At 66.8% G+C, this 25512-nt stretch carries 22 protein-coding genes and 1 pseudogene; 6 read left to right on the plus strand and 17 right to left on the minus strand.

What is annotated here, in order from left to right; all coding sequences use genetic code 11:
• The first annotated feature begins 129 nt into the window (after positions 1-129).
• A complete protein-coding gene (locus tag ACNFIA_RS29560) occupies positions 130-363 on the plus strand; it encodes a hypothetical protein (protein ID WP_416790630.1) in 234 nt (77 codons plus the stop codon).
• Between the two features lie 529 nt (positions 364-892).
• Here the strand turns inward: ACNFIA_RS29560 and ACNFIA_RS29565 are convergent.
• From ACNFIA_RS29565 to eat, 15 genes and pseudogenes are all read right to left on the minus strand, one after another.
• Entirely contained in the window at positions 893-1540 is a 648-nt protein-coding gene (locus ACNFIA_RS29565) for an START domain-containing protein (RefSeq protein WP_416790632.1), read from the minus strand.
• A 321-nt stretch (positions 1541-1861) separates the two neighbouring features.
• Positions 1862-2392 carry an inorganic diphosphatase gene (gene ppa / locus ACNFIA_RS29570; RefSeq protein WP_017521720.1) on the minus strand — a complete coding sequence of 177 codons (531 nt, stop codon included), beginning with the start codon at positions 2390-2392 and terminating at the stop codon, positions 1862-1864.
• Between the two features lie 80 nt (positions 2393-2472).
• Positions 2473-3291 carry a zinc-dependent peptidase gene (locus tag ACNFIA_RS29575; RefSeq protein ID WP_416790633.1) on the minus strand — a complete coding sequence of 273 codons (819 nt, stop codon included), beginning with the start codon at positions 3289-3291 and terminating at the stop codon, positions 2473-2475.
• A 7-nt stretch (positions 3292-3298) separates the two neighbouring features.
• On the minus strand, positions 3299-3958 hold the full coding sequence (locus ACNFIA_RS29580) for a DedA family protein (protein ID WP_259759181.1): 660 nt from the start codon (positions 3956-3958) through the stop codon (positions 3299-3301).
• 196 nt (positions 3959-4154) lie between these two features.
• Positions 4155-5039, minus strand: a complete 885-nt coding sequence (locus tag ACNFIA_RS29585) for a substrate-binding periplasmic protein (RefSeq protein ID WP_416790634.1) — start codon at positions 5037-5039, stop codon at positions 4155-4157.
• Between the two features lie 88 nt (positions 5040-5127).
• Positions 5128-5592: a GNAT family N-acetyltransferase gene (locus tag ACNFIA_RS29590; protein WP_017521716.1), complete on the minus strand. Its 465-nt coding sequence runs from the start codon at positions 5590-5592 to the stop codon at positions 5128-5130.
• Positions 5593-5714: 122 nt separating this feature from the next.
• Positions 5715-6176 carry a type IV pilin protein gene (locus ACNFIA_RS29595; RefSeq protein WP_416790636.1) on the minus strand — a complete coding sequence of 154 codons (462 nt, stop codon included), beginning with the start codon at positions 6174-6176 and terminating at the stop codon, positions 5715-5717.
• Positions 6173-9610, minus strand: coding sequence for a pilus assembly protein (locus tag ACNFIA_RS29600; RefSeq protein WP_416790637.1), 3438 nt, complete (start codon positions 9608-9610; stop codon positions 6173-6175). The genes ACNFIA_RS29595 and ACNFIA_RS29600 overlap by 4 nt, the downstream gene beginning before the upstream one ends.
• A complete protein-coding gene (locus tag ACNFIA_RS29605) occupies positions 9597-10142 on the minus strand; it encodes a hypothetical protein (RefSeq protein ID WP_416790639.1) in 546 nt (181 codons plus the stop codon). The genes ACNFIA_RS29600 and ACNFIA_RS29605 overlap by 14 nt, the downstream gene beginning before the upstream one ends.
• A complete protein-coding gene (locus ACNFIA_RS29610) occupies positions 10139-10885 on the minus strand; it encodes a PilW family protein (RefSeq protein WP_416790641.1) in 747 nt (248 codons plus the stop codon). Before ACNFIA_RS29610 ends, ACNFIA_RS29605 begins: the two co-directional genes overlap by 4 nt.
• Entirely contained in the window at positions 10882-11487 is a 606-nt protein-coding gene (gene pilV / locus ACNFIA_RS29615; protein ID WP_416790642.1) for a type IV pilus modification protein PilV, read from the minus strand. The genes ACNFIA_RS29610 and pilV overlap by 4 nt, the downstream gene beginning before the upstream one ends.
• Positions 11488-11602: 115 nt before the next feature.
• Positions 11603-11917, minus strand: a pseudogene (locus ACNFIA_RS29620) (pilus assembly FimT family protein); the annotation flags it as partial.
• 185 nt (positions 11918-12102) lie between these two features.
• On the minus strand, positions 12103-12909 hold the full coding sequence (gene eutC / locus ACNFIA_RS29625) for an ethanolamine ammonia-lyase subunit EutC (protein WP_416790643.1): 807 nt from the start codon (positions 12907-12909) through the stop codon (positions 12103-12105).
• A gap of 15 nt (positions 12910-12924) precedes the next feature.
• Complete coding sequence (locus ACNFIA_RS29630) at positions 12925-14319, minus strand: ethanolamine ammonia-lyase subunit EutB (RefSeq protein ID WP_416790644.1); 1395 nt, start codon at positions 14317-14319, stop codon at positions 12925-12927.
• Between the two features lie 11 nt (positions 14320-14330).
• Positions 14331-15695, minus strand: coding sequence for an ethanolamine permease (eat, locus tag ACNFIA_RS29635; protein WP_416790646.1), 1365 nt, complete (start codon positions 15693-15695; stop codon positions 14331-14333).
• A 361-nt stretch (positions 15696-16056) separates the two neighbouring features.
• On the opposite strand from eat, the gene ACNFIA_RS29640 reads away from it, so the two are divergent.
• Entirely contained in the window at positions 16057-17109 is a 1053-nt protein-coding gene (locus tag ACNFIA_RS29640; RefSeq protein WP_416790648.1) for an AraC family transcriptional regulator, read from the plus strand.
• Between the two features lie 464 nt (positions 17110-17573).
• On the opposite strand, the gene ACNFIA_RS29645 is transcribed toward ACNFIA_RS29640, so the two are convergent.
• The gene (locus ACNFIA_RS29645) at positions 17574-19094 is read right to left on the minus strand and encodes an aldehyde dehydrogenase family protein (RefSeq protein ID WP_416790649.1); all 1521 of its coding nucleotides are present in this window, start codon (positions 19092-19094) and stop codon (positions 17574-17576) included.
• A gap of 324 nt (positions 19095-19418) precedes the next feature.
• On the opposite strand from ACNFIA_RS29645, the gene ACNFIA_RS29650 reads away from it, so the two are divergent.
• The 4 genes from ACNFIA_RS29650 to ACNFIA_RS29665 all read left to right on the plus strand — a co-directional run bounded on the left by ACNFIA_RS29650 (position 19419) and on the right by ACNFIA_RS29665 (position 24065).
• The gene (locus tag ACNFIA_RS29650; protein WP_416790652.1) at positions 19419-21335 is read left to right on the plus strand and encodes a sigma-54-dependent Fis family transcriptional regulator; all 1917 of its coding nucleotides are present in this window, start codon (positions 19419-19421) and stop codon (positions 21333-21335) included.
• 468 nt (positions 21336-21803) lie between these two features.
• Positions 21804-23156, plus strand: a complete 1353-nt coding sequence (gene mpl, locus ACNFIA_RS29655) for a UDP-N-acetylmuramate:L-alanyl-gamma-D-glutamyl-meso-diaminopimelate ligase (RefSeq protein ID WP_416790653.1) — start codon at positions 21804-21806, stop codon at positions 23154-23156.
• 2 nt (positions 23157-23158) lie between these two features.
• On the plus strand, positions 23159-23788 hold the full coding sequence (gene ubiX, locus ACNFIA_RS29660) for a flavin prenyltransferase UbiX (RefSeq protein WP_017521701.1): 630 nt from the start codon (positions 23159-23161) through the stop codon (positions 23786-23788).
• Positions 23778-24065: a YceK/YidQ family lipoprotein gene (locus ACNFIA_RS29665; protein ID WP_259759544.1), complete on the plus strand. Its 288-nt coding sequence runs from the start codon at positions 23778-23780 to the stop codon at positions 24063-24065. The genes ubiX and ACNFIA_RS29665 overlap by 11 nt, the downstream gene beginning before the upstream one ends.
• Positions 24066-24861: 796 nt before the next feature.
• Here the strand turns inward: ACNFIA_RS29665 and ACNFIA_RS29670 are convergent.
• Positions 24862-25503: an oxidoreductase gene (locus ACNFIA_RS29670; protein WP_416790655.1), complete on the minus strand. Its 642-nt coding sequence runs from the start codon at positions 25501-25503 to the stop codon at positions 24862-24864.
• Positions 25504-25512: the final 9 nt, after the last annotated feature.

Consider the following 25512-nt stretch of genomic DNA (forward strand, 5'->3'; position numbering starts at 1 on the left):
TTTTATAACCCCAAACGCCGGCACAGCAGCGCTATGCAGCTATCGCCAGTGGAGTTTGAGAAACGCTATTTCCAGAGCTTGGAAAGTGTCTAGGAAAGCCGGGGCGATTCAGGTCATAGAGAAAAAGAAATGATTAAAAACGTAATCATATTTATTGTTAAGTGTTTTTTTATTTGTGTTATTTTGTTGTTTTTGGCAATGATTGTAGGGACGTATGTGTCTGCTGCTGCAAAAGGGAGTGATATCGTGTTTTATGATGTTGTTGTGAAATCTGCTAAAGATTCTATTAGAGGTGGTGCGATCATGTCGACTGTTGCATTGTTATTGATGTTGAAGAATTATGTATTTCGTGCAAAAAAATAAATGCAAATTCCTATCTGTCCGCCCAAGTGTCTAAAAGATTATCCCGTCTTCGGGTGGGATAGAGTTTGAGTTTTCTGCTCGAATTTCTGCTGCGTTGCCGTTCCGTTCGTGTTTTTCGCTGATTTTTCTTTCGCGGTCTCAAATTTCCCGCCTTTCTTGCTGGGCGCGCAGCCGAATTTGCCACCCCATGACAAGTGATTGTCTGCATGCGCAAACCTAAGAGCACCTCTCCGTCCAAGAAGGAGCCGCCTAGTAAACCATCCCAGCCTTCAAACCATTCATGCGTTTTGCTATTCGCCGATAGGGATCGATCCCGCGCCAAACCTCCCACGGCGTCCAACTACCCAAGTTCTGGTGCGGGCGGACGCGGTTATACGAAAATTCGAATTCCTGAAGCGCTGCCCTAAGTCCTCTCGCCGTTAGCATACGCAGCGAATTGGAGTGAAAAGGAGTCGGCGAATCTTCTTGCTCTAAAGCAGCTTGGTTAGTCAGGTTACGAGTTAAAGAAAATCAACCTGCTCTTTTGTTTCTAATAGCCGCCGTCGCGGCTGCCCTGATGCTCCGCCACGATCTTGAGCATCCGCAGCGACTCGAACGGTGCATCCACCACGAACTGGTTCGCCAGCCACGACGGCACGCTGCCGCCGGGTTCGCCGCGCATTTCGTAGGTGACTTCGGTGAGCGTCGGGCCCTTGGGGATCATCTGCCAGGTGCCGGTGAGCGCGGGGACGCGGATGCGGTCCCTGGTCGGGGGGATGTAGTCCGGCGCGGCCTGGAGGTGGCGGATCATGCCGCCGTCCGGGGTTTGCTCGGTGCTCACCTTCAGTACCAGGTCGCGCGGGGCGGCGGGCCAGGGGAGTTTGGTGTCGAGGTAGACCCAGATGGCCTCGTCGCTGTAGTTGAGCAGGCGCATCTGGGCGCAGGCATAGAGCCAGGCGCAGGAGACGCGCAGGTTTTCCTGCAGGTGGCCGAGGGTGGCGACGTCGGCCTTCACCAGGGTGACGCCACGGAAGCTCTTGTAGCGCGAGCCGGGCACCTGGCTGAGGTAGACCTGCACGCCGTCCTTGTCCTTGGCCAGCGTCCAGGCGTTCGCTTGCCCAGGGGTGAGCATCGGGGCTGCGAGCAGCAGGGCGAGCAGGGCGAGCAGGGGGAGCAGGGGGAGCGAGGGGCGTGTCATGGCAGCGAACCGGCGGGGAATCAGTTCGATCTTATGCCTGACGCATGAGCGCGGCGCATTGGCCGGCGAGCGGTCTGCGCGGGTGTTCCGCGGCGCGCGCACAGGCAAATCGCGAGCATTAAAAAAGCCGGCTTGTGGCCGGCTTTCAGGGGGTGGTCCAACCTTACTTCTGGTAGGGCGGACCGCCTTGATTCTGTGGCAACGCAGCGGGCTGCGTGCGGGGCGCAGATGGTAGCAAAGTCGGGACGAAAAGCCTAATCCCGGTCATAAAAAAGCCCCGCGCAGGCGGGGCTTCTTCGTGGCGGGGTCAGCCCGCGACCATCACTTGGCCTGGAAGGCGGCGACGGCCTTGGTGATGTAGTCGTGAGCCTGGGCGGCGTCGCCCCAGCCTTCGACCTTGACCCACTTGCCCTTCTCGAGATCCTTGTAGTTCTCGAAGAAGTGCTTGATCTGCTCCAGCAGCAGGGCCGGCAGGTCGGTGTATTCCTTCACGTCCTTGTACAGGACGGTCAGCTTGTCGTGCGGCACGGCGATCAGCTTGGCGTCGCCGCCGGCTTCGTCGCTCATGTTCAGCACGCCCACCGGACGGGCGCGGATCACGGAGCCCGGCGCGACCGGGTACGGGGTCACGACCAGCACGTCCAGGGGGTCACCGTCGTCAGCCAGGGTGTTGGGGATGAAGCCGTAGTTGGCCGGGTAGAACATCGGGGTGGCCATGAAACGGTCGACGAACAGGCAGTCGGTGTCCTTGTCGATTTCGTACTTGATCGGCGCGTGGTTGGCCGGGATCTCGATGGCGACGTAAATGTCGTTCGGCAGGTCTTTGCCAGCCGGGATGCTGCTGTAGCTCATGGACGACTCCAGATAGTGGTCGGGCCGAAAAAGTGCGGCGGATTATAGGCAGATTGCCGTGGCCAAGCCACAGACATCGCCTAGTGCGCCTGAGTTTCCTGATATTCGGGGTGCTCGGCCTGAAGCCGCTGCAGGCGCGAGAGCGGATCTTGCCGGTAGAACAGCGAAAGCTGTTCATAGACTTTGGGATAGGCCGCCTGAAGGAGGTCCGGAGCGGTAAAGAAGTACTCGCTGGTGACGGCGAAGAACTCCGCGGGATTCTCGGCGGCGTACGGGTCGATGGCGGTGTGGGCTTGCGGGTCGTGGTCGAGCTGGCGATTGAGGTCGTCGTAGGCGGCCTGCATGGCGGCGGCCCAGTCGCTGACGCGCATGCTGCGGTGCAGCGGCGGCAGGCCGTTGGCGTCGCCGTTGAGCATGTCGAGCTTGTGCGCCAGCTCGTGGATCACCAGGTTGTAGGCATCCCAGCCGCCGCCGCTTTCCACGCCGGGCCAGGCGAGGATCACCGGGCCTTGCAGGGAAGTTTCGCCGGCGCGCTCGTCGTCGAATTCGTGCATGACGCCGGCCGGGTCGCGGTGCTTCTGCGGGCTGACGAAGTCGTCGGGGTAGAGGACCAGTTCATGGAAGCCGCCGTACCAGTTGAGGTCGGGCAGGTGCAGCAGCGGCAACTCGGCCTGGACGGCCAGCAGCAGGCGGCGGTAGTCGTCCAGCTCGATGCCGGGCAGCGGTGTGAGGCGCTTGTCGCGCAGGAACAGCAGCGCCCGTTCGCCTAGCCGGTGCAGTTCCTCGTCGCTCAGCCCGTCGAGGATCGGCAGGCTGCGGCGCACCTGCGCCCACAGTTGGGCGTCGAGCGGGTGGCGGGCAAGGAAGCGCCGGCGGCGCCAGGCGCTGAAGGACCACATGGGCGGATCAGCGCTCGCCGGGCTGGGCCTTGGCGGCGGGGCGCAGCTTGTGGCGGATGAAACCGATCACCATGGGCAGCAGGGAGAAGGCGATGATGCCGATGATCATGACCGACAGGTTCTGCTTGATGAACGGCACGTTGCCGAAGAAGAAGCCCAGGGTGACCAGGCCGCCGACCCAGGCGATGCTGCCGGCCACGCTGAAGAACAGGAAGCGCGCATAGGGCATGTAGGCCATGCCGGCGACGAAGGGCGCGAAGGTGCGGACGATGGGCAGGAAGCGCGCCAGGGTCACGGTCTTGCCGCCGTGGCGTTCGTAGAAGGCGTGGGTCTGGTCGAGGTAGTCGCGGCGGAAGACCTTGGAGTTCGGGTTGCTGAACAGGCGTTTGCCCAGGGTTCGGCCGATCACGTAGTTGGTGCTGTCGCCGCTGATGGCCGCGAGCAGCAGCAGGCCGCCGAGCATCCACGGGTCCATGCCGCCGGTGGCGCAGATGGCGCCGGCGATGAAGAGCAGGGAGTCGCCCGGCAGGAAGGGCGTCACCACCAGGCCGGTTTCGCAGAAGATCACCAGGAAGAGGATGGCGTAGATCCAGGTGCCATAGTTGGCCACCGCCAGCGACAGGTAGCTGTCGAGGTGGAGAATCAGGTCGATCGGGTTGAATTCCATGAGAAGCCTGTATGACAACGAGAGGAACGGCCGGGCCGGCCATTATAGGGCTCGGCTTGGCTGCCGGGGGCGCGCTCCGTCGTATCCTGCGACGGGAGTCCCGCGGCAGGATATTACAGCTTCTGCGTGAAAATCATGTCGCTGCGAACGCCGCAATGCTTTGTGACAAATGGCCGCCGCAGCGCGCCGCATGGCCTTACAGCAGGCTCGCCTGCCAGCTGAGCAGCTCGGGGGTGGCCCTGGGCGACAGCGCAGCGCCATGCTGCTCGCCGGCCGCCGGAGGTTGCTCGGCCAGCGGGTGCGCGGCGACTTCGCGGCTGTTCAGCGCGGTTTCCAGGCGTGCCTCGGCGATCAGCTGCTGCAGGCGGCCGCTGCGGCGCAGGGTGCGCAGGCCGCGGTCGAGGCTGGCGGCGAGAGCTTCGCCTTCGGCGAGCTTCCTGGGCACCAGCACGTAGAGCGGCTTCACCTCCAGCGGCGGGTCGACGAACTCCAGTTGCTCGCGCAGCGCCGGGGCGTTCTGGCTGAGCAACTGGTAGCCGGTGTAGCGGTCCACCACGGCCAGGTCGATGCGCCCGCGCAGGAGTTTTTCCAGGTTCTGCCAGTCGCTGCTGACCACGTCCTTGTTGAGGAAGTCGGCGGCGTCGAAGCCTTCCTGGTTGACGTAGCCGCGCACCACGCCGATGCGATAGGGGCGCAGGGTATCGAGGTCGCGAGGGTTGATCGGCAGCGCGCGGTCGCGGCGGCGGAAGAAGCCGAGCTGGGAGTCCAGCAGTGGCATGGAGGTGTAGAAGTCCTGGCTGCGGTCCGGCGACAGGTAGGCCGGCATCAGGGCGTCGAAGCGGCCTTCGCGGGTTTCGTTGAGGGCCCGCTGCCAGGGCAGGAATACCAGTTCGGCCTTGTCGCCATTGAGGGCCAGGGCTTCGGTGAGGATACGGCTGGCCAGCCCGTTGCCCGGCAGGTCGCTACCGACGTAGGGCGCCCACTCCAGGGTGGCGACGCGCAGGGTTTGCGCCTGGGCGATGGCGCCCAGGAAGGCGAGGCTGAGGCAGGCGGTGCGCAGAACGAGCAGGGAAATACGCATGGGGTCCCTTCAAGCGGAGGCCGCGACAAGTCCGCTGATGGCACTTTAATGCGCCGGGCCCGCCGATGCCAGCGGGCTGCGCGCGATCTCAGTTGAGGTCGTCGCTGATCGGCAGGATGTAGTTCTTGAACTCGCTGTCCTCGCGGAAGCCGATGGACTCGTAGACCTTCTGCGCCACTTCGTTGTTCACGCTGGTGGACACGCGCATGCGCACGGCCTGGGTTTCGCGGGCCATCTGCCGGGCGGTCTGCAGCAGGTGGTCGGCGACCAGTTGGCGGCGCGCCTCTTCGGCGACGTAGATGTCGTTGAGGATCCACACGCGCTTGAGCGACAGCGAGGAGAAGCTCGGGTAGAGCTGGCAGAAGCCCAGCAGCTTGCCGTCGTCGTCATCGGGCAGGGCGAGGTAGATCACCGATTCCTTGCGGCGCAGGCGCTTTTCGAGGAATTTTCGCGAGGATTCGGGGTAGGGGAGCATGCCGTAGAACTCGCGATATTTGACGAACAGCGGCGCGAGCAGATCGAGGTGGTCGAGCGTGGCTTGCACGATGCGCATAAGCGGGCCTCGGCGGGAGGTGAATGGGCTGGAATGGCGATGCAGGGGCTATGCCAGCGAATAGCCATTGGTCCGATGCTGCACCAGAAATTGTTGAAAGCGCAATCCAAGCGAGCGTTTGATCAGCGCCAGCAGCTGTCGACGCTTCCCACGCTGACGCCGCGGGTGCCGCGCTCGTCCAGGGTGAGGTCGCCGCAGTCCGGGTCGCGCAACTGGGCGCCCCGTCGCTGAGCGGTCAGCCGGTAACGGCGGGTATCGCCGTCGGGATGTTCGGCGGCCAGCTCGTACAGCTGGTGCGTCGAGAGGCGTTTGCCGTCCGCCGTGAGTGGGTAGGTGAACGCCAGCTTCGTGGGATCGTCGGTGTATCTGCTGTATTGCGCCAGGTAGCGTTCCTGTTGGGCGGCGGCATCGCGCAGCAGGGTCTGGGCCTCACTGCGGTTGGCGCGAAGCACGAACTGCCGGTAGCTGGGAATGGCGATGCCGGCGAGCAGGGCCAGGATGGAAACCACCACCATCAGTTCGACCAGGGTGAAGCCGCCGGTTTTCATGAGGCGCGGCGTGGGGCGACGGGGCAGGGCTTTCATGGGTAACTCACGGGCAGGTTGTAGTTCATGATCCGCCAGTTGAAGCGGCCCTGATTCACCGGGTCGAACAATTGCACGGGCAGGCGGCTCCCGTCGGGGGTGTAGAGGCTGTCGCCGATGCGCGTCACCGGGCCGTCGATGCGCACGCCGCTGGCGGTTTCGCTGAAGGAGCCGTCGCCCACCAGGTCGAACACGTTGAAGTCCAGCGCCCCGCCGGTCTTGGGGTTCACCGCCAGCAGCCAGTAGGTGATGCCGGCATTGCAGGGGTCGGCGCTGGGCTGGCCGACGGTGACGAACAGAACGTCGCCGAGCATGAACGGCTGGTCGAGGATCATCTCGCCCTCGGCCAGGTCGAAGTACCAGCCGCGGATGCCGACGCCACGCTTGCCGCTGTTGTCCCAGGCGATGGGGGTGCTGCTCAGTTGGCGCACCTCGCTGCTGCCGGCGCTGTGGGTGACGGTGGCCCGGGTCAGGGTCTGGGCCTGGAGGTCGGCGAGCCCGGTCAAGGGGGCCGGCGCGCCGGCGCCATCGATGTGGGCGAGGTAATCCGTCTGGTCCCAGAAGCCGTAAAGAGACTGCCGGCGGACGGGGCCTTCCTTGTCGCCGCCCTCGAAGTACTTGCCCGTGCCGGCTATCACCAGTTGCCCGCCGCGTGGGTGCTGGGTGACCTCGGCGGCGGCGCTGAGCGGCTGGTTGCGGTTGGCCGGGATGCTGGAGAGCAGGCTGGAGGCGACGTCGAGGCCCGCCTGCCGGTAGAGCTGGCCCTGCAGGCTGCCGTAGTAGCGCTGGGCAAGTTCGCCGGGGCTGTCGGCGCGGGTCCAGGCGACCGTGCTGCCCACCTCGCCGTCGCCGGCGGCGGACTGGCTGGCAGCGCTGATGCGCCCGTCTTCCAGGCGGATCGATAGCGAGTAGCCCTTGGCGGTGTCATAGCCATTGCCGGTGAGCACGTAGGCCTCACCGTTGGAGATGGTGATCACCGGCCTGTCGAGTATGTAGCCGAACTCGATGTCCTTGCCGTTTTCGCTGCTGGCGCTGCCCGAGTACTCCCAGAGCAGGCGGGGCTGGTCGGCGTTGGTGATGTCCAGGGCGAACAGGCCGCGCCCGCCGCGTCCGGGTGCCATAACCAGCACGGTGTGCCAGCTGCCGTCGATGGGCACATCGCGGGTAACGGCGCTGCCGTCGACGTAGAAGCGGTGCAGGCTGTTGGTGTTTTCCTCTTCCGAGCGCGCCGCGTAGCGCGTGTCGGAGAGATAGTTGAGCTGTCCGAACACGGCGGCGGGAATGAAGGCCCAGCGCTCCCGGCCGGTCTCGTCGAAGGCGTGCAGCATGCCGTCGTTGGCGCCGACGTAAATGCGCCGCTCGCGGTCGGCATTGGCCTGCCGGAAGGCGTCATAGCCGGTCGCACCGGAGGCCTTTTCCAGGTAGTAGGTGACGGCGGACGGCGGGCCGACGACCGTGGGGGAGGAGTAGATGATGTCGCCCAGCAGGTGGTTGCGGGCGCGGAAGGTGTCGCCTTCGTCGCTGCGATCGCCGCGCAGCCAGGCGACACGCTTCTCTCCCAGGTGGTCCTCGCGCTGGGTACCCGGCGCGCGGTTGAGCAGCTCCTGCTGCGCGGCAGCGAGGTTGCCCCAGGTGAAGGGCTGCAGGTGGCCGCTGGTGCTTTCCGGTGCGGTATTGGTGTAGAGGCTGCGGCTGGCCGGTGAACGCTGGTCGAGCTGGTTGCGGAACGACAGCGCGGAGTTCGCCTGGGCATTGCCCTGGGCGTCCAAGCGGTACTGCAGGAGGTCGCCGCTCCAGTCGGTGGGTTGGTAGCTGGCTCGATAGAGGTGGGTGTCGGTGCTCAGCGAAGTCGAGCTTGCGCCGGCGGCGGCTACCGCCAGCTGGTTGCTGGAGATGCTGCTGACGATGGACTGGAAGGCTTTCACCAGTTCGCTGGTGGAGTCGGCGCTGAAGAACTCGCCACGGGAGTTCAGCGCGCCGTGCCAGAGCGCGGCCACCTTGCCCTCGTTGGCGGTGACGGTCATGCCATCGAGGTTGGTGCTGGCGCTCGGGTTGGGCCAGCTCCGGGTGCCGTCGAGCAGTTGCGGGTAGGAGCCGGAATAGGTGTCGCCATCCCACTGCAGGTACTTCAGGGTCGGGCCGAGCCCAAGGCCCACGGTGTAGGTGGTGATGTGCTGCCAGGTGGCCGGGTCGTTCTTCGGGTTCCAGTAGTCGTTGCCGTCGCGAAAGCGCGGTGGAACCTTGTTTTCCAGGTCGGGACGGGCATCGGTGGCCCAACCGAGGAAGATGTTGTCGGCCAGGGTATTCGACCATTTGTCCTGGTACGGCGCCTTCGCAGCGAAGGCGGTGCCGTCGGGCAGGGTTCGCGCGGTGCCGTCGGCGTTGCCGCCGCCTGCACCGTCGCCGAAGCCATCGGTCATCAGCAGGTGGTAGCTGGGCCGGCAGGCGTATTCGGTCTTCACGTCGCGGGGGCTGCCCGGCGCGCGGGCATAGGGGTTATAGGCGGTGGTGTTGCCCAGGTAGTTGTTGACCCGGTTCTGCGCCGTGCCCAGCGGGGTGCCGCCACTGGCGGCGAGGCGGCTGGTGAAGTTGAAGAAGTCGGCCTTGTGCTGACCGGTGAAGGCCGCGAGGGTCTGGTTGCCGCAGACCGTGGAGCTCATGCTGAAGTTGGTGTTGTAGCAGCTGTTGAGTGCCTGCCAGGTCACCCGGATGTGCTCGGGCAGATCGAACAGCGCCAGGTTGGCGGCGGTGCGGGTGGCGAGCTGGCGGGTACGGTAGAAGGAAAACCAGTTGGCGTAGTTCTGCTTCTCCTCCGCCGTGGTGACCCAGTGCGGGGTGAAGCAGGTGCGGGTGCAGGCACTGGCGCTGGTGTAGGACGAGTCTGCCGCGCAGTTCTGCACGGCGCTGAGGGTGCTGGTCGCAACGTTGCGCGCGTGCGGGCAGGACGCGTCGAACTGGTAGTAGTGGGCGTAGCGCCGGTAGCTGTCGGTGCTGTTGACCGCCTGGGTCGCGTTCTGGCTGTAGCCGTTGCCGGTATAGCGGTTCAGGTCGACGGTGCCGGTCTGGTTGGTGAGGAAGCCGTCGTAGTAGGCCTTGTCGAACGAGGTGGCGTAACGCTCGCTGACGATCCGGCCGCCGCTGACGCTGACCTTCCACGGCGCCTCGTAGGTGATGTCGGGGTTGTAGTACATCGGGTTGTAGGCGGTGGAACGGTTGGCGATGGTGTAGGAGCTCATGCCATCCGGGGTGTAGGCGCTGGTCATGCTGCCGGAGTCGTCGAGGGTGACGATCAGGTTGGGCGAGACGCCCTCCACCAGGAACAGCGGCGCCTGGCTGGGGACGGCGCCGTGCACTTCCGTGCCGGTGAGCAGAATCGCCAGGCCGGCCAGCGCGGCGAGACGGAGCGGCGGGCGGAACGGGTCAGCGCTGGACACGGGCGTACTCCTGTAGTCGGACCAGGGCCTGGTCGGTGATGCCGGTGGACAGGGCGTTCATCTGCAGCAACAAGGTGCCGTTGCCCGCCAGGCAGTCGGCCATGGCGCTGGAGGAGCGGCTCTCGCATTGCGCGGCGACGTACCAGCGCGGCGCGCTGCTCAGTTCCGCCAATTGGTCGGGGTTGGCCAGGTCGTTGCCTTTGTAGGTGCGCGCCCGTGTCAGCAGTGCGCTGCTGGCGGCATTGTCGGGTTCGAGCCAGAGTCGGTCGCACAGCAGTATCTGTTGCTGGCTCTGCGCGGTGCTGATGCAGGTGGCGGCCTCGCCCACGGCCATCGTCGGGCTGTAGCGGGTACGGTTGAGTGCTTCGCTGATCGCCGACTCGGCGCCGCCCAGCGCCGCCTGGTAGTCCCTCGACTCGGCCAGGCTGTTGTCCAGCAGCAAGCCGCTGCGCAGGTTGCCCAGGGTCAGGATGCTCAGCGCCAGCAGCATGAGCAGGGCGATCAGCAGGGTCTGGCCACGTTGCCGGTTCATGGCTGGTTCCTCAGGTAGAGCGTCTGCGCAAAGGCGCTGCACAGGCCTCGTGCACCGGTGCTCCTGGTGGTCGCGGGGTTCAGCGGGTCCTGATAGGTGCAGTTTTCGGGCAGCAGCGCGCGGCTGGAGCCGAGCACCAGGCCGACGCGGATCTGGTTGGTCGAACCGACCGCAAACATCAGGTCGTGGATCCCGTCGGCAAGGGCGACTTCGCCGGCGGACAAGGCGTTGTTGGTCTTGCACAGCAGCTCGCCGTCGACCAGGCGCAGGTGGCTGACCAATACCGCTGGATTGCCCGCATCGTCATCGCTGTAGAGCGAGGCGCCGGTGCAATCCTGGTGTACCTGCGCATCGCTGCGCTGGGGGCGCTGGTGGCGCAGGCACAGGCCGCGGCCACCGGTGTCCAGGCTGGCCACCTTGCCGGCGCCGAAGGTGCAGCCGGTGGCGGTGTCGGTCAGGGCCGGGAAGGGCCCCTCGCGGTCGATGACGAAGTCGTACTGCTGCTCATCGGCATCGCTGGCGTGGCGCACCCAGGCGCTGTAGCCGGCCTGTCCGCTCTCGCGCTGCAGCAGGTCGAGGATGAAGCGTGCGTTGGCCTGGTTCTGCTGCTGGGCGTGGTTGAAGGCGGCGTGATCGCTGCCCGACAGGTAGATCTGCAGCACGCCCAGCAGCACCATCACGCCCAGCGCAATGGCGACCATCAGCTCGATCAGGGACAGGCCGGTCTGACGATGCGCAGTCATGGCTGGAAGCTCAGTCGGTAGCGTTCGACGCCGCCGGCATCGCTGCCGGAAAGGCAGGCTGCGTCGTCATCGTCGGCGGTGGTCGGGCTGCCGGCCTGGCAATTGCGGCTGTGCCAGGCCAACTGGATCAGCAGCAGCGGCTGGCGCGAGGCACCGTCGCAGGTCTTGCCGTCGCGGCTGGGGCAGATGAAGGTGTTTTCGCTCAACAGCGCGTCGTCGGTGTTGAGCTTCAGGCGCACCTGTTCGACCCAGCAGGCCAGTTCGCGCCGGGCCCGGTCGGCCTTGCCCAGGCCGCTGGTGGCGCAGCCCTGGCCGCTGCCGAGGCTGGGAAAGCTGCTGCCGGCCGGAACCAGGTAGGCCGCGTCGGCACTGACCTTGCCCTTGCTGACCAGCGCTGTGCGATTGGCCTGGATGCTGCGGGCGAGGTCGGCGGCGAGCAGGAGGGCATTCTGCCGCTGCTGACTGTCGTGGCTGTAGGCGATGCTGCGGCTCTGCAGGGCCAGCAGGCCGAGTAGGGCGACGCTGGTGAGCATCACCGCCACCATGACCTCGATCAGGTAGAAGCCCCGCTGGGCAGCCTGGGGTCGGCGGGTCAGTCGCATGGCAGCGCCGCTCCGCCGCGCTGCAGGCAGATCTTGCTCGAGTAGCGGCCGGCTCCTGGGTGATGAGCACCTGGCCGGACTCGTCGAGCCGGGTCCTGCGCAACTCGATCTCCCGGTGGCCCTGCAGGTCGCCGCCGCGCAGCCGACCGACGCTCAGCTCCGAGGTCCAGTCGCCGCTGCTCTGCGGCGTCACCCGTACCGGCTGGTGCCCGATCTGCGCCTGGGCGCGGGCATACTGCAGCACCGCAATCAATTGCTTGCCGGTGCTCTGCGCGCGGTTGCGATTGATCAGCAGGTCGAAGGAGGGCACCGCGATGCCCAGCAGGATCGCCAGGATCGCGATGGTCACCATCGCCTCGATCAGGGTGAAACCTTGCTGAATGCGCCGGAGGGGGGCCGGAGCGTGCCATTGAGTCCTGGATGAATCCATCGTCTCGCCATCGTCATGAAGCGCCGGGCGCTGGCGCTTGCTTTCGTGCGCCGGGCACGGTCCTTGATGGCGTGGTTTTTATCGCGATGAATGGCGAGGGCGATTTAAGACGATTCTTAAAGACGGCCGCCCGCTGCGCGGCATGTGGTCGCGTTCACGCGGCGGGCGGTGCGGCGCGGCCGGGCTCAGCTGCTGATGAGGAAGTTGCCATGCACACCTGCGCGCTCGCCCTCCAGGGTCGGCAATTCTGCTTCGTCCTTCAGGTTCACCCCCGACAGCTGCCGGCGGCACGCTTCGCGCATCAGGTACAGCAGCCGGTGCGTGGCGAGGCCATAGCTCAGGCCTTCCAGGCGTACGTTGGAGATGCAGTTGCGGTAGGCATCGTTCAGGCCGACCTTCGGCGCCCAGGTGAAGTACAGGCCCAGGCTGTCCGGCGAGGACAGCCCGGGGCGTTCGCCGATCAGGATCACCACCATCTTCGCCCGCAGCAACTCGGCCACCTCGTCGGCCACCGCGACCCGGCCCTGCTGCACCAGCGCCACCGGCGACAGGCTCCAGCCTTCGTTGCGCGCCTGCTCCTCCATGCGTTCGAGGAAGGGCAGGCTGTGGCGCTGCACGGCCAGCGAGGAGAGCCCGTCGGCAATCACCACGGCCAGGTCGTAGCCCTGCGGATGACGGTCGGCGTGGCGGCGCAGGAGGTCTGCCGACGCCTCGTCCAGCCGGCGGCCCAGGTCCGGGCGTTGCAGGTAAATGTCGCGGTCCGCGGCGGCGCTGTGCAGCAGCAGGGTCTCGCGGCCGCGTTCGGCCAGTTGCGCGGCGAGCCCGTCGCGGTCGAAGGGCAGGTGCACGGCGTCGCGCGCCTGGGCGTGGGCGAACTGGAAGTCCAGTTGGGCGTGGGTCGGCAGGCTGGTGCCGGCGCGGCCCAGGGCGATGCGCGCCGCAGTGAGGCGGCGCAGTTCTTGCCAGGGGTTGGGGGTGAAACTATCGCTCATCGAAGACTCCTCCACTCAGGACAGTTGCGCGAGCGCATGACGGAAGGCGCCGGGCAGTTGGCTGGCCATCTGCACCCGGCCGTCCTGCTGGCGGAGGATTTCCATGCGCGCCAGCCACTCCTCGAACTCCGGCGCCGGCCGCAGGCCCAGCGTCTGCCGCGCGTAGAGCGCATCGTGGAAGGAGGTGGTCTGGTAATTGAGCATCACGTCGTCGGAGCCGGGGATGCCCATGATGAAGTTGATGCCGGCCACGCCCAGCAAGGTCAGGAGCATGTCCATGTCGTCCTGGTCGGCCTCGGCGTGGTTGGTGTAGCAGATGTCGCAGCCCATGGGCACGCCGAGCAGCTTGGCGCAGAAGTGGTCTTCGAGGCCCGCGCGGATGATCTGCTTGCCGTTGTACAGGTATTCGGGGCCGATGAATCCGACCACGGTGTTCACCAGGAACGGTTTGAAGTGCCGTGCCACCGCGTAGGCACGGGTCTCGCAGGTCTGCTGGTCGACGCCGTGGTGGGCATTGGCCGACAGCGCGCTGCCCTGGCCGGTCTCGAAGTACATGAGGTTGTCGCCCAGCGTGCCGCGCTTTTGCGACAGGCCGGCCTCGTAGCCTTCCTGGAGGATCGACAGGCTCACGCCGAAGCTGGCGTTGGCCGCTTCGGTGCCGGCGATGGACTGGAACACCAGGTCCAGCGGCGCGCCACGGTTGATCGCTTCGATGGAGCTGGTGACGTGGGTGAGCACGCAGGACTGGGTGGGGATCTCGTAGCGCTGGATGATCGCGTCGAGCATTTCCAGCAGGGTGCAGATCGATTGCAGGCTGTCGGTCGCCGGGTTGATGCCGAGCATGGCGTCGCCGTTGCCGTAGAGCAGGCCGTCGAGCACGCTGGCGGCGATGCCGGCCGGGTCGTCCGTGGGGTGGTTGGGTTGCAGCCGCGTGGACATGCGCCCGCGCAGGCCCATGGTGTTGCGAAAGCGCGTGACCACGCGGATCTTCTGCGCGACCAGCACCAGGTCCTGCACGCGCATGATCTTCGATACCGCCGCTGCCATTTCCGGCGTCAGCCCGGGCGCCAGGGCGCGCAGGCTGGTTTCGTCGGCGGCCTCGCCGAGCAGCCAGTCGCGCAGGCCGCCCACCGTGAGGTGGCTGACCGGCGCGAAGGCCTGGCGGTCGTGGGTGTCGATGATCAGGCGGGTGACTTCATCGCTCTCGTAGGGGATCAGCGCCTCGTCGAGGAAGCGCTTGAGCGGAATGTCGGCCAGCGCCATCTGCGCGGCGACGCGCTCGGCATCGCTGCCGGCGGCGACCCCGGCAAGGCGGTCGCCGGAGCGCGCCGGGCTGGCCTTGGCCATCACCTCGCGTAGGCTGTCGAATCGCCAGGTCTGGCCACCGACGCTGTGGACGAATCCGGACATGGCGCTACTCCTCAACCTTGGCTGGCGAACGAGGCATCGGTGCCGCGATTGAGGCTGATGACGATGCTGCAGATGGAGCAGCCGCCGATCATCAGCACCAGGAACACCGAGGCGATCACGCTGTTGAACCAGAGCATCGCGGCCAGGCAGACCAGCGCCAGGGCCAGCGCGATGCCCGGCACCACCGGGTAGCCCGGCGCGCGGAAGCTGCGCTCGAGTTGAGGTTCGCTGCGGCGCAGCTTGAACAGGCTGAACATGCTCATGATGTACATGACGATGGCGCCGAACACGCTCATGGTGATCATCGCCGCGGTCAGGGTCATGCCCTGCAGGCTGATCAGGCTGTCGCTGAAGATCGCCGCGATGCCCACGGCGCCGCCGGCGAGGATGGCGCGGTGCGGGGTCTGGAAGCGCGACAGCTTGGCCAGGCTGCGCGGCAGGAAGCCGGCGCGCGCCAGGGCGAAGAACTGCCGCGAGTAACCCAGGATGATGCCGTGGAAGCTGGCTACCAGGCCGAACAGGCCTATCCACACCAGCATGTGCATCCAGGTGGAGTTGTTGCCCACCACGGCCTTCATCGCCTGCGGCAGCGGGTCGTTGATGTTCGACAGGGCGCGCCAGTCGCCCACGCCGCCGGCGAAGATCATCACGCCGATGGCCAGGGTGACCAGGGTCAGGATGCCGGCGATGTAGGCACGCGGGATGGTGCGTTTCGGGTCTTTCGCTTCTTCCGCCGCCATGGCCGCGCCCTCGATGGCGAGGAAGAACCAGATGGCGAACGGGATGGCGGCGAAGATGCCGGCCATCGCGGTGGAGCCGAAGACATCCGAGCCGGCCCAGCCGTTGAGCACGAAGTTGCTGAAGCTGAAGCCCGGCGCCACCACGCCCATGAACACCAGCAGCTCGGCGACCGCCAGCACGGTCACCACCAGCTCGAAGGTGGCGGCGATGCTGACGCCCAGGATGTTCAGCGTCATGAAGATAATGTAGGCGCCCGTGGCCGCCCAGCGCGGGTCGAGGCCGGGGAACTGCACGTTGAGGTAGGCGCCGATGGCCATGGCGATGGCCGGCGGGGCGAAGACGAATTCGATCAGCGTGGCGATGCCGGCGATCATCCCGCCGGTCTTGCCGAAGGCCCGCAGGCTATAGGCGAAGGGCCCGCCGGCGTGGGGAATGGCGGTGGTCAGCTCGGTGTAGCTGAAGATGAAGCAGGTATACATCACCGCGACGATCAACGTGGTGACGAGAAAGCCCAGGGTGCCGGCGGCGGCCCAGCCATAGCTCCAGCCGAAGTACTCGCCGGAGATCACCAGGCCCACGGCGAGGCCCCAGAGGTGAAGCGTGCCAAGCGTGGGTTTGAGTTGTGATGCGCTCATTGTTGTTATTCCTCTTCTCTCAAGGAGTGAGCCGCAGGGTGCGGGCCGCACGGGCGTGGACGGATACCTGAGCCTCGATGGTAGTGGCGCACTGCCGCGCAAGACTTGACCGCTGGAACCGGCTTTCGCCGCCCGCGGTCAACTGGTTGTTACCCATTGCCCCACCGTGGGCGCGATGCTCGCTTGTGGTGCCCAAAAACGCCTGCCTGCCCTCTGCTGTGGCAGCTGCACGCCAGGCGCGACGCGGGGTGGGCGATTTTCGGAAAGGGCGCGGCGAGGCACGGGATTTGCTTTGTTTATTCCCTCCCCCGAGCGGGGAACGACGTGCCTTGTGCGCCTGATAACAAGATCGGTAACCGACATGAGCCAGCCTCTGTTTTCTCCCTCCGGCCTGAGCCTGCCCCTGGCCAGCAACATCGGCGTACTGTCCGCCGCCGCCAGCGGCCTGGGCCGCTTCATCGGCGACCAGGGCGGCGACATCGACCGCGTGTTCGGCCGCGCCGGCATCGACCCGGAGCGCCTGCTGCATCCGACCCTGAGCCTGGCGCTGACCAACTACTGCCAGGTGCTGGAGGAGGCCGCGCGGCAATCGGGCTGCGACAACTTCGGGCTGCGCTACGGCGAGCAGTTCCGCCCGCGCGAGCTGGGCCTGCTGGGGTATGTCGGGCTGTGTTCGGAGACGCTGGAGGAGGCGCTGAAGAACTTCGCCGCCGCCTTCCCCTATCACCAGCACGACACCCTGATCCGCCTGGTGGATTGCGGCGAGTGCTACCGCTTCGACTACCAGGTGCGCCACGGCGCGATCCTTGACCGCCGCCAGGACGCCGAACTGACCCTGGGCATGGCGCTGAACCTGATGCGCCACGTGCTCGGCCCGCAATGGGCGCCGCGCGCGGTGAGCTTCGAACACGCGCGGCCGGAAGGCTGGCAGGAACACGGCCGTGTGTTCGACGCGCCGGTGCTGTTCCAGCGCGGCTGCAATTCGATGCTGATTCCCAAGCGCGACCTGTATGGCCGGCAGATGCCCGAGCGCGACGCCAATTTGCTGTTCCTGGTGCAGGACGTGATCCGCCGCCTGGGCGAGCAGGGCGGCGCGCCGAACCTGGTGGAGGATGCCGGCACGCAGATCCGCCTCGCCCTGGCGGACGGCGAGCCGTCGCTGGAAGTCATCGCCGAGCAGCTGGAACTCACCACCGCCGGCCTGCAACGCCGCCTGCGCGAGGCGGGGCTGAGCTTCAGCCAACTGGTGGAAAACACCCGTCGCGAGCTGGCGCTGCACTACCTGCGCCAGCCGCAGCGACCGATCTCCGAACTGGCGCCGCTGCTGGGCTATTCCGAAACCAGCGCCTTCTCCCGCGCGTTCCGCCGCTGGTTCGGCGTGAGCCCGCGGCAGTGGCGCAGCGACGCGCACTGACCGGCTTATCGTAGGAGCGAGCTTGCTCGCGAACGGGCTTTTCCGGCGACTTCGAAGCTGGGCGGGTTCGCGAGCAAGCTCGCTCCTACAGGCTTCGCTGCGTGCTGAACCCTGTGTAGGAGCGGACGCCGTCCGCGATGACATCCGGCGCGTCGCGAATCTATCGCGGACGAAGTCCGCTCCTACCTGATCACGTGCACAAAGGCTGCCCTCTCCCTAACCCTCTCCCTGAAGGGAGAGGGGACTGTTCGGTGCAGGGTGAAACCACGTCGTCAGCCGGCACGATCTGCTCCCTCTCCCTTCGGAGCGGGGCGCGCAGCCAGGGCGGGGGTGAGGGGAGTCCCTAGCGCGGGCTTTCATGGGAAGGCAGTTTCCCCCAGGCATAAAAAAGCGCGGCCCGCAGGCCGCGCAAAGATCGATTGGAGAGAATGCCCGGCTCGCGCCGGGCGGTGGAGCAGCGGAACTCAGAAGAAGCCCAGCGGGTTGATGTCGTAGCTCACCAGCAGGTTCTTGGTCTGCTGGTAGTGGTCGAGCATCATCTTGTGGGTCTCGCGGCCCACGCCGGATTTCTTGTAGCCACCGAAGGCGGCGTGGGCCGGGTACAGGTGGTAGCAGTTGGTCCACACGCGGCCGGCCTTGATGCCACGGCCCATGCGGTACGCGCGGTTGATGTCGCGGGTCCAGACGCCGGCGCCCAGGCCGTATTCGGTGTCGTTGGCAATCGCCAGGGCTTCGGCCTCGTCCTTGAAGGTGGTCACGCCCACCACCGGGCCGAAGATCTCTTCCTGGAACACGCGCATCTTGTTGCTGCCCTTGAGCAGGGTCGGCTGGATGTAATAGCCGGTGGAGAGGTTGCCGTCGAGCTTCTCGACCGAGCCGCCGGCCAGGATCTGCGCGCCTTCCTGCTGGGCGATGTCGAGGTAGGAAAGGATCTTCTCGTACTGCTGCTGCGAGGCCTGGGCGCCGACCATGGTGTCGGTGTCCAGCGGGTCGCCGCGCTTGATGGCCTTCACCTTCTTCAACACCACGTCCATGAACTGCGGGTAGATGGATTCCTGCACCAGCGCCCGCGACGGGCAGGTGCACACCTCGCCCTGGTTGAAGAAGGCCAGCACCAGGCCCTCGGCGGCCTTCTCGATGAAGGTTTCCTCGGCCTGCATGATGTCTTCGAAGTAGATGTTCGGGCTCTTGCCGCCCAGCTCCACGGTGGACGGGATGATGTTCTCGGCGGCGCACTTGAGGATGTGCGAGCCCACCGGGGTGGAGCCGGTGAAGGCGATCTTGGCGATGCGCTTGCTGGTGGCCAGCGCCTCGCCGGCCTCCTTGCCGAAGCCCTGGACGACGTTGAGCACGCCCTTGGGCAGCAGGTCGCCGATCAGCTCCATCAGCACGCTGATGCCCAGCGGGGTCTGCTCGGCCGGCTTGAGCACGATGCAGTTGCCGGCGGCCAGGGCCGGGGCCAGCTTCCACGCGGCCATCAGCAGCGGGAAGTTCCACGGGATGATCTGCCCGACCACGCCCAGCGGCTCGTGGATGTGGTAGGCGACGGTGGTGTCGTTGATCTCGGCGGCGCTGCCTTCCTGGGCGCGGATGCAGCCGGCGAAGTAGCGGAAGTGGTCGGCGGCCAGCGGGATGTCGGCATTGAGGGTTTCGCGGATCGGCTTGCCGTTGTCCCAGGTTTCGGTGACGGCCAGCAGCTCCAGGTTCTGTTCGATGCGGTCGGCGATCTTCAGCAGCACCAGCGAGCGGTCCTGCACCGAGGTGCGGCCCCAGGCATCGGCGGCGGCATGGGCGGCGTCCAGCGCCTTGTCGATATCCTCGGCGGTGGAGCGGGGGAATTCGGCGATGGGCTGGCCATTCACCGGCGAGGTGTTGGTGAAGTACTGACCCTTCACCGGCGGGACGAACTCGCCGCCGATGTAGTTGCCGTAGCGCGCCTTGAACGAAACGATGGCGCCTTCGCTACCGGGATGGGCATAACGCATGGTCGGATCTCCTGGGTCTTGTGCTTGTTGGGGAGGACGTTGATTCAGCGTAGAGCAAGGGCCGGGCCATGCCAGTGAAAGGCGCGCCGCCCGTGGCCTGGACGGGTACGCGGCGATGGGGCGGAAGGCCCGCTGTGACGCCCCTGGCACAGCGCCGGGTGACACTTTGTCCCGTATCCGTGACAGTCGTGACCTGACGGTCGGCCAGACGTTGCATTGGCCCGGCGCGTGGGGGATGCTGTCTCGTGTTCCGACGAATTGTCCGACAGGACTGCGACGGAATCCGGGGCTGCCTCCCCGTCCCCCATGCGGAGAACAACAAGAATGCGCGCCAACGATTTGAGCCGCCACGCCCGCCAGGTCATGACTGTGGCCGAGGGCAAGGCCCCCGCCGGTGCCCCCGGCGCGGACCCGTCGATCGCCCGCTCCTGGATGCGCTGCCTGGAGCAGTACCACCTGGACCCTGCCCAGCCCATGGCGCCGGCCGTGCTGGAGCACGCGCGCATGCTCGAGGTGCGCGAACGCCACCGCCAGGTGCTGGAGATCGCCAGCGGCGAGATGAACAGCCTGCACCAGCAACTGTCCGGCGCCGGCCACGCGGTGCTGCTCACCGATTCGCGCGGGGTCATCCTCAACTGCGTCAGCGAAGCCGCCGAGCGGCGCACTTTCGAGCAGGCCGGGCTGTGGCTCGGCGCCGACTGGAGCGAGGCTCGCGAAGGCACCAACGGCATCGGCACCTGCCTGGTGGAGCGCCAGGCGCTGACCATCCACCAGGACGAACATTTCCGCAGCCGCCACACCGGCCTGACCTGCTCGGCCAGCCCGGTATTCGACCCGCAGGGCGAGCTGCTGGCGGTGCTCGATGTGTCCTCCGCCCGCCGCGATGTCTCGCGGCAGAGCCAGTTCCACACCATGGCGCTGGTCAACCTCTCGGCCAAGGCCATCGAGAGCTGCTACTTCCTGCGCCATTTCGAGGACCAGTGGCTGCTGCGCTTCCACCTGCAACCGGACGGCCTCGGGCTGTTCAGCGAAGGCATGCTGGCCTTCGGCGCCGACGGGCGCATCCGCGCGGCGAACCAGAGCGCCATCAACCTGCTCGGCAGCCGCCGGGAGAGCCTCATCGGCCGCTCCCTCGACCAGTTCTTCGAGTGCCGGCTGGACGACCTGTTCGGCCGCGCCGACCCGCAGCCCAATGCCAGCTGGCCGCTGCGCACCCACGCCGGGCGCACCCTCTATGCGCTGCTGCGCGGCAAGCGCCCCATTGCTGCCGCGCCGGTGCTGCCGCGCGCGCCGCTGGCCAAGGGGCTGTGCATCGACGATGCGCAACTGGCCCATGATTTCCGCCGCGCGTTGAAGGTCTACGCCCACGACGTACCGCTGCTGCTGCAAGGCGAGACCGGTACCGGCAAGGAGGCGTTCGCCCGCGCCGTGCACCTGGGCGGCGAGCGCGCCGGCAAGAGCTTCGTCGCGCTGAACTGCGCGGCGATTCCCGAAACCCTGATCGAGAGCGAACTGTTCGGCTACCGCGGCGGCAGCTTCACCGGTGCGCGCAAGGAAGGCATGCGCGGCAAGCTGCAGCAGGCCGACGGCGGCACGCTGTTCCTCGACGAGATCGGCGACATGCCGCTGGCGCTGCAAACCCGCCTGCTGCGCGTGCTGGAAGAGCGCCAGGTGGTGCCCATCGGCGGCGAGCCGCAGGATGTGGATATCCGCCTGATCAGCGCCAGCCACCGCGACCTGGAGGCGCTGGTGGCGGCCGGGCAGTTCCGCGAAGACCTCTACTACCGCCTCAACGGCCTGGTCGTGGCGCTCCCGCCGCTGCGCGAACGCAGCGACCGCGGCGCGCTGCTCGACCACCTGCTGGCCGAGGAAAGCAAGGGCCGCAGCGTGCGCCTGGACGACGACGTGCGTCGGCACCTGCTCGATTTCCCCTGGCCGGGCAACGTGCGCCAGTTGCGCAACGTGCTGCGCACGCTGTGTGCGCTGTGCGAGGGCGGCCGCATCCAGATGGCCGACCTGCCGCCGGACCTGCGCCGCGCGCCGGCGCCTGCCGCCCCGCCGGCCCCCGTGGCCGAGGACGGCGGCGACACCCTCGGCGCGGCCGAACGCAATGCGCTGCTGGAGGTGCTCGAAGCGCATCACTGGCATGTCAGCCGGGTGGCGCAGCACCTGGGCATCAGCCGCAACACGCTGTACCGCAAGCTCAACCGCCACGGGCTGAGCAGGAAGCAGCTGTCGTAGGAGCGCACTCCGCCCGCCATTGGCCCGGTGCCATGCGGTTCGCGAGCAAGCTCGCTCCTACGAAGAGCGAATTCGCCGAGCCTGTAGGAGCGAGCTTGCTCGCGAATGGTGCTTGGGCGTGGGGCAGGCGCTTCGATTGACTCCGCTCCCTCTCCGTAACCCTCCCCCTGAAGGGGGAGGGGACCGCATGGTGCAGGATGAAGCCTCGGCATCAGTCGGCACGATCTGGCCCCTCTCCCTGAGGGAGAGGGCTGGGGTGAGGGGGACGCGCAAGCACGGATATCCCCGTCGATCACCGCCGACTTGAAACGCACGACGATGATGGAAAAGTGAACGCCTTCCCCCTCCACCGGGAACCGCCTCCCCACCTCGTCGTCTGATGCCCCGGCGGCGGGCCGCGCGGGGGCGCGCTGTGCTACTCTGCCGCCCATTCGAAGCGCCTTCACAGGCTTGATTGCAGGAGTCTGCATGCATATCCACATCCTCGGCATCTGCGGCACCTTCATGGGGTCGCTGGCCGTCCTGGCGAAGGAACTGGGCCACCGCGTGACCGGCTCCGACGCCAACGTCTACCCGCCCATGAGCACCCAGCTGCAGGCCCAGGGCATCGAGCTGATGCAGGGCTACAACCCCGCGCACCTGGAGCCGGCCCCGGACCTGGTGGTGGTGGGCAACGCGCTGTCGCGCGGCAACCCGGCGGTGGAATACGTGCTGAACAAGGGCCTGCCCTACGTCTCCGGCCCGCAGTGGCTGGCCGACCACGTACTGCAGGGCCGCTGGGTGCTGGCGGCCGCCGGCACCCACGGCAAGACCACCACCAGCAGCATGCTGGCCTGGGTACTGGAACACGCCGGCATGAGCCCGGGCTTCCTGATCGGCGGCGTACCGCAGAACTTCGGCGTCTCCGCGCGCCTGGGCGGCACGCCGTTCTTCGTGGTCGAGGCCGACGAGTACGACAGCGCCTTCTTCGACAAGCGCTCCAAGTTCGTCCATTACCACCCGCGCACGGCGATCCTGAACAACCTGGAGTTCGACCACGCGGACATCTTCCCCGACCTCGCCGCCATCGAACGGCAGTTCCATCACCTGGTGCGGACCATCCCCGGCGAAGGCCTGGTCATCCACCCCACCGCCGAAACCGCGCTCAAGCGCGTGATCGACATGGGCTGCTGGACGCCGGTGCAGACCACCGGCGAAGGCGGCCAGTGGCAGGCGCGCCTGCTCAGCGAAGACGGCTCGCACTTCGAGGTGCTGTTCGACGGCAAGCCGCAGGGCACCGTGGACTGGGAGCTGACCGGCCAGCACAACGTCGCCAACGCCCTGGCCTGCCTCGCGGCGGCCCGGCATGTCGGCGTGGTGCCGGAACTGGGTTGCGCCGCGCTGTCGGCCTTCAAGAGCGTCAAGCGGCGCATGGAGAAGGTCGCCGAGGTCAACGGCGTGACCATCTACGACGATTTCGCCCATCACCCGACCGCCATCGCCACCACGCTGGACGGCCTGCGCAAGCGCGTTGGCGACGCCCCGGTGATCGCCGTGGTCGAGCCGCGCTCCAATTCCATGAAGCTCGGTGCCCACCGCGACGGCCTGCCGGAGTCCGTGGTGCAGGCCGACAACGTGTTCTGGTACGCGCCGCCGAACCTGGGCTGGGACCTGGCCGCCACCGTGGCCAGCTCCACCGTGCCCACGCAGGTCTGCGATTCGCTGGACGCCATCATCGAGGGCGTGAAGGCGATCGCCACGCCGGGCACCCAGGTGGTGATCATGAGCAACGGCGGGTTCGGCGGCCTGCACGGCAAGCTGGCCCAGGCGCTGGAGGGCTGAGCATGGCCGGAGCCGAACGCGTCACCCTCGCCATGACCGGCGCCTCCGGCGCGCAGTATGGCCTGCGCCTGCTCGACTGCCTGGTGCAGGAAGACCGCGAGGTGCACTTCCTGATCTCCAAGGCCGCGCAACTGGTGGTGGCCACCGAGACCGACGTGACCCTGCCGAGCAAGCCGCAGGCGATGCAGGCTTTCTTGAGCGAATACACCGGCGCCGCGCCGGGGCAGATCCGCGTGTACGGCAAGGAAGACTGGATGGCCCCGGTGGCTTCCGGCTCCGGCGCGCCCAGCGCGATGGTGGTGGTGCCCTGTTCGACCGGGACGCTCTCGGCCATCGCCACCGGCGCCTGCAACAACCTGATCGAACGCGCCGCCGACGTGGCCCTGAAGGAGCGCCGGCAGTTGATCCTGGTGCCGCGCGAGGCGCCGTTCTCCAGCATCCACCTGGAGAACATGCTCAAGCTGTCCAACATGGGCGCGGTGATCCTCCCGGCCGCTCCGGGCTTCTATCACCAGCCGCAGACGGTGGACGACCTGATCGACTTCGTCGTCGCGCGGATTCTCAATCAGCTGGGCATCCCCCAGGACATGCTGCCGCGCTGGGGCGAACACCATCTTGTCAGTGACGAATAAGCTCCTTGCCGCCCTGTTGCTGCTGCAACTGGGCGGCTGCGCCACCGTGAAGACCCTCAACGACAGCCGGCCGGGTGATCCGCTGATCTACGCCGGCACGCGGCTGGACTGGTACTCGCTCAATGGCGGCTGCTGCCCGAAGGACCACTTCGGCACCGACGCGCCGGCCTACCCGGCCCTCGACCTGCCCGGCAGCGCGCTGCTGGATACCTTGCTGCTGCCGCTGTCGATCGCTGCGGAACTGGGCGTCGGCCTGCAGGTGTGGGGCGGCAACTAGCCCAGCTTCCCTCTCGGGAAGAGTGTTTCCCGCCTGTTCGGCTGGCCCGCTCCTACAAAGGCGCGGCGGTTCCCGCATGTCCGAATGGCCGGAGACTCATCCTGTAGGAGCGGGCCACGCCCGCGAACGCGGACAAGGTCCGCGCTTCTCAATACGCGTTGCCAATCGATTGCATGGGCATTCCCGGCAAGGGCGCCCTGCAGGCGCCTTCGCGGGCATGGCCGGCTTGTGTAGTCGATTTCGCCAGGATCAGAGGTGAGAGCGGCTGGGGCTGCCCTCTCCCCCGCCCTCTCCCTGAAGGGAGAGGGAGCTGTCCGTGCCGGCTGGCGCGATGGATTCCTCCTGCACCGACCGGTCCCCTCTCCCTTCGGAGCGGGGCGCGCAGCCAGGGTTAGGGAGAGGGAAGTTCTCGGCACGGACTGTCAGAGAAAGACACTCCTACAAAGGCGCGGCGGTTCCCGCATGTCCGGATAGCCGGAGACTCATCCTGTAGGAGCGGGCCACGCCCGCGACCGCGGACAAGGTCCGCGCTCATCGATACACGCGTTGCCTACCGGATGCCTGGGCGCTCCCGGGCAGGGCGCCTTGCAGGCGCTGTCGCGGGCATGGCCCGCTCCTACAGGGGGCGTCGGTGAGTGGAGGGGCCATTGTAGGAGCGAGCTTGCTCGCGAACCTCCCAAACTCCCGGCGGCACCGGCATTCGCCGTTGCGCTGATTCGCGAGCAAGCCCGCTCCTACGAAGAGCAACATCGGCGTGCAGCCGCGAACGGTTGTACGCCTTCGGTGTGTGGTGGGGTTATTTGCCCAGCTTGCGCAGTTCGTCCGACTCGACGATGCGGGTGCCCTTGCCGGTTTCCAGCGCCAGGCGCCAGAGCGCACGGGCCAGGGCGATGGCTTCGATGCCGTGCAGCTTGCCCGGCAGGATGCGGGCGAAGGGGGCCGCAAGCAGCTCGGCCAGGCGGACCTCCTCGCGCTGGCCCAGCAGCAGCGACGGCCGCGCAATGGTCAGTTGCTGCCAGCCCTGCTGGCGCAGGGCATCTTCCAGTTCGCCCTTGACCCGGCTGTAGAAGATCGACGATTTGCTGTCCGCGCCCAGCGCGCTGACCACGATGTAGTGCCGCGCACCGAGGGCCAGGCCGCGCTCGCCCAGGGCCAGCGGCAGGTCGAAGTCGACGCTGCGGAACGCCTCCTCCGAGCCGGCTTCCTTGAGGGTGGTGCCCAGGCAGCAGAACACCGTGTCCGCCGGCTGGAGCAGGTGCGGGATGAGTTCGGCCAGCGGGCCGACCGGGTTTTCCAGGCGTGGGTGCTCGGCCAGCTTCCGCCGGGCCGGAGCGATGACGCGCTGGACGGTGGGCTCGTTGAGCATGCGATCGAGCAGATGCTCACCGGTCAGGCCGGTGGCGCCAGCTAGCAGGATGTTCGTCGGTTTCGAGTACATCTGTGTTTC

This window comes from Pseudomonas sp. NY15437, assembly GCF_048068435.1.
Classification (GTDB): Bacteria; Pseudomonadota; Gammaproteobacteria; order Pseudomonadales; family Pseudomonadaceae; genus Pseudomonas; species Pseudomonas nitroreducens_B.

What these genes read in the sequence shown, in the direction of transcription:
- ACNFIA_RS29560 (WP_416790630.1), top strand. Translation starts at nt 130, where the DNA reads ATGATTAAAAACGTAATCATATTTATTGTTAAGTGTTTTTTTATTTGT.
- ACNFIA_RS29565 (WP_416790632.1), bottom strand. Translation starts at nt 1,540, where the DNA reads ATGACACGCCCCTCGCTCCCCCTGCTCCCCCTGCTCGCCCTGCTCGCC.
- ppa (WP_017521720.1), bottom strand. Translation starts at nt 2,392, where the DNA reads ATGAGCTACAGCAGCATCCCGGCTGGCAAAGACCTGCCGAACGACATT.
- ACNFIA_RS29575 (WP_416790633.1), bottom strand. Translation starts at nt 3,291, where the DNA reads ATGTGGTCCTTCAGCGCCTGGCGCCGCCGGCGCTTCCTTGCCCGCCAC.
- ACNFIA_RS29580 (WP_259759181.1), bottom strand. Translation starts at nt 3,958, where the DNA reads ATGGAATTCAACCCGATCGACCTGATTCTCCACCTCGACAGCTACCTG.
- ACNFIA_RS29585 (WP_416790634.1), bottom strand. Translation starts at nt 5,039, where the DNA reads ATGCGTATTTCCCTGCTCGTTCTGCGCACCGCCTGCCTCAGCCTCGCC.
- ACNFIA_RS29590 (WP_017521716.1), bottom strand. Translation starts at nt 5,592, where the DNA reads ATGCGCATCGTGCAAGCCACGCTCGACCACCTCGATCTGCTCGCGCCG.
- ACNFIA_RS29595 (WP_416790636.1), bottom strand. Translation starts at nt 6,176, where the DNA reads ATGAAAGCCCTGCCCCGTCGCCCCACGCCGCGCCTCATGAAAACCGGC.
- ACNFIA_RS29605 (WP_416790639.1), bottom strand. Translation starts at nt 10,142, where the DNA reads ATGAACCGGCAACGTGGCCAGACCCTGCTGATCGCCCTGCTCATGCTG.
- ACNFIA_RS29610 (WP_416790641.1), bottom strand. Translation starts at nt 10,885, where the DNA reads ATGACTGCGCATCGTCAGACCGGCCTGTCCCTGATCGAGCTGATGGTC.
- pilV (WP_416790642.1), bottom strand. Translation starts at nt 11,487, where the DNA reads ATGCGACTGACCCGCCGACCCCAGGCTGCCCAGCGGGGCTTCTACCTG.
- eutC (WP_416790643.1), bottom strand. Translation starts at nt 12,909, where the DNA reads ATGAGCGATAGTTTCACCCCCAACCCCTGGCAAGAACTGCGCCGCCTC.
- ACNFIA_RS29630 (WP_416790644.1), bottom strand. Translation starts at nt 14,319, where the DNA reads ATGTCCGGATTCGTCCACAGCGTCGGTGGCCAGACCTGGCGATTCGAC.
- eat (WP_416790646.1), bottom strand. Translation starts at nt 15,695, where the DNA reads ATGAGCGCATCACAACTCAAACCCACGCTTGGCACGCTTCACCTCTGG.
- ACNFIA_RS29640 (WP_416790648.1), top strand. Translation starts at nt 16,057, where the DNA reads ATGAGCCAGCCTCTGTTTTCTCCCTCCGGCCTGAGCCTGCCCCTGGCC.
- ACNFIA_RS29645 (WP_416790649.1), bottom strand. Translation starts at nt 19,094, where the DNA reads ATGCGTTATGCCCATCCCGGTAGCGAAGGCGCCATCGTTTCGTTCAAG.
- ACNFIA_RS29650 (WP_416790652.1), top strand. Translation starts at nt 19,419, where the DNA reads ATGCGCGCCAACGATTTGAGCCGCCACGCCCGCCAGGTCATGACTGTG.
- mpl (WP_416790653.1), top strand. Translation starts at nt 21,804, where the DNA reads ATGCATATCCACATCCTCGGCATCTGCGGCACCTTCATGGGGTCGCTG.
- ubiX (WP_017521701.1), top strand. Translation starts at nt 23,159, where the DNA reads ATGGCCGGAGCCGAACGCGTCACCCTCGCCATGACCGGCGCCTCCGGC.
- ACNFIA_RS29670 (WP_416790655.1), bottom strand. Translation starts at nt 25,503, where the DNA reads ATGTACTCGAAACCGACGAACATCCTGCTAGCTGGCGCCACCGGCCTG.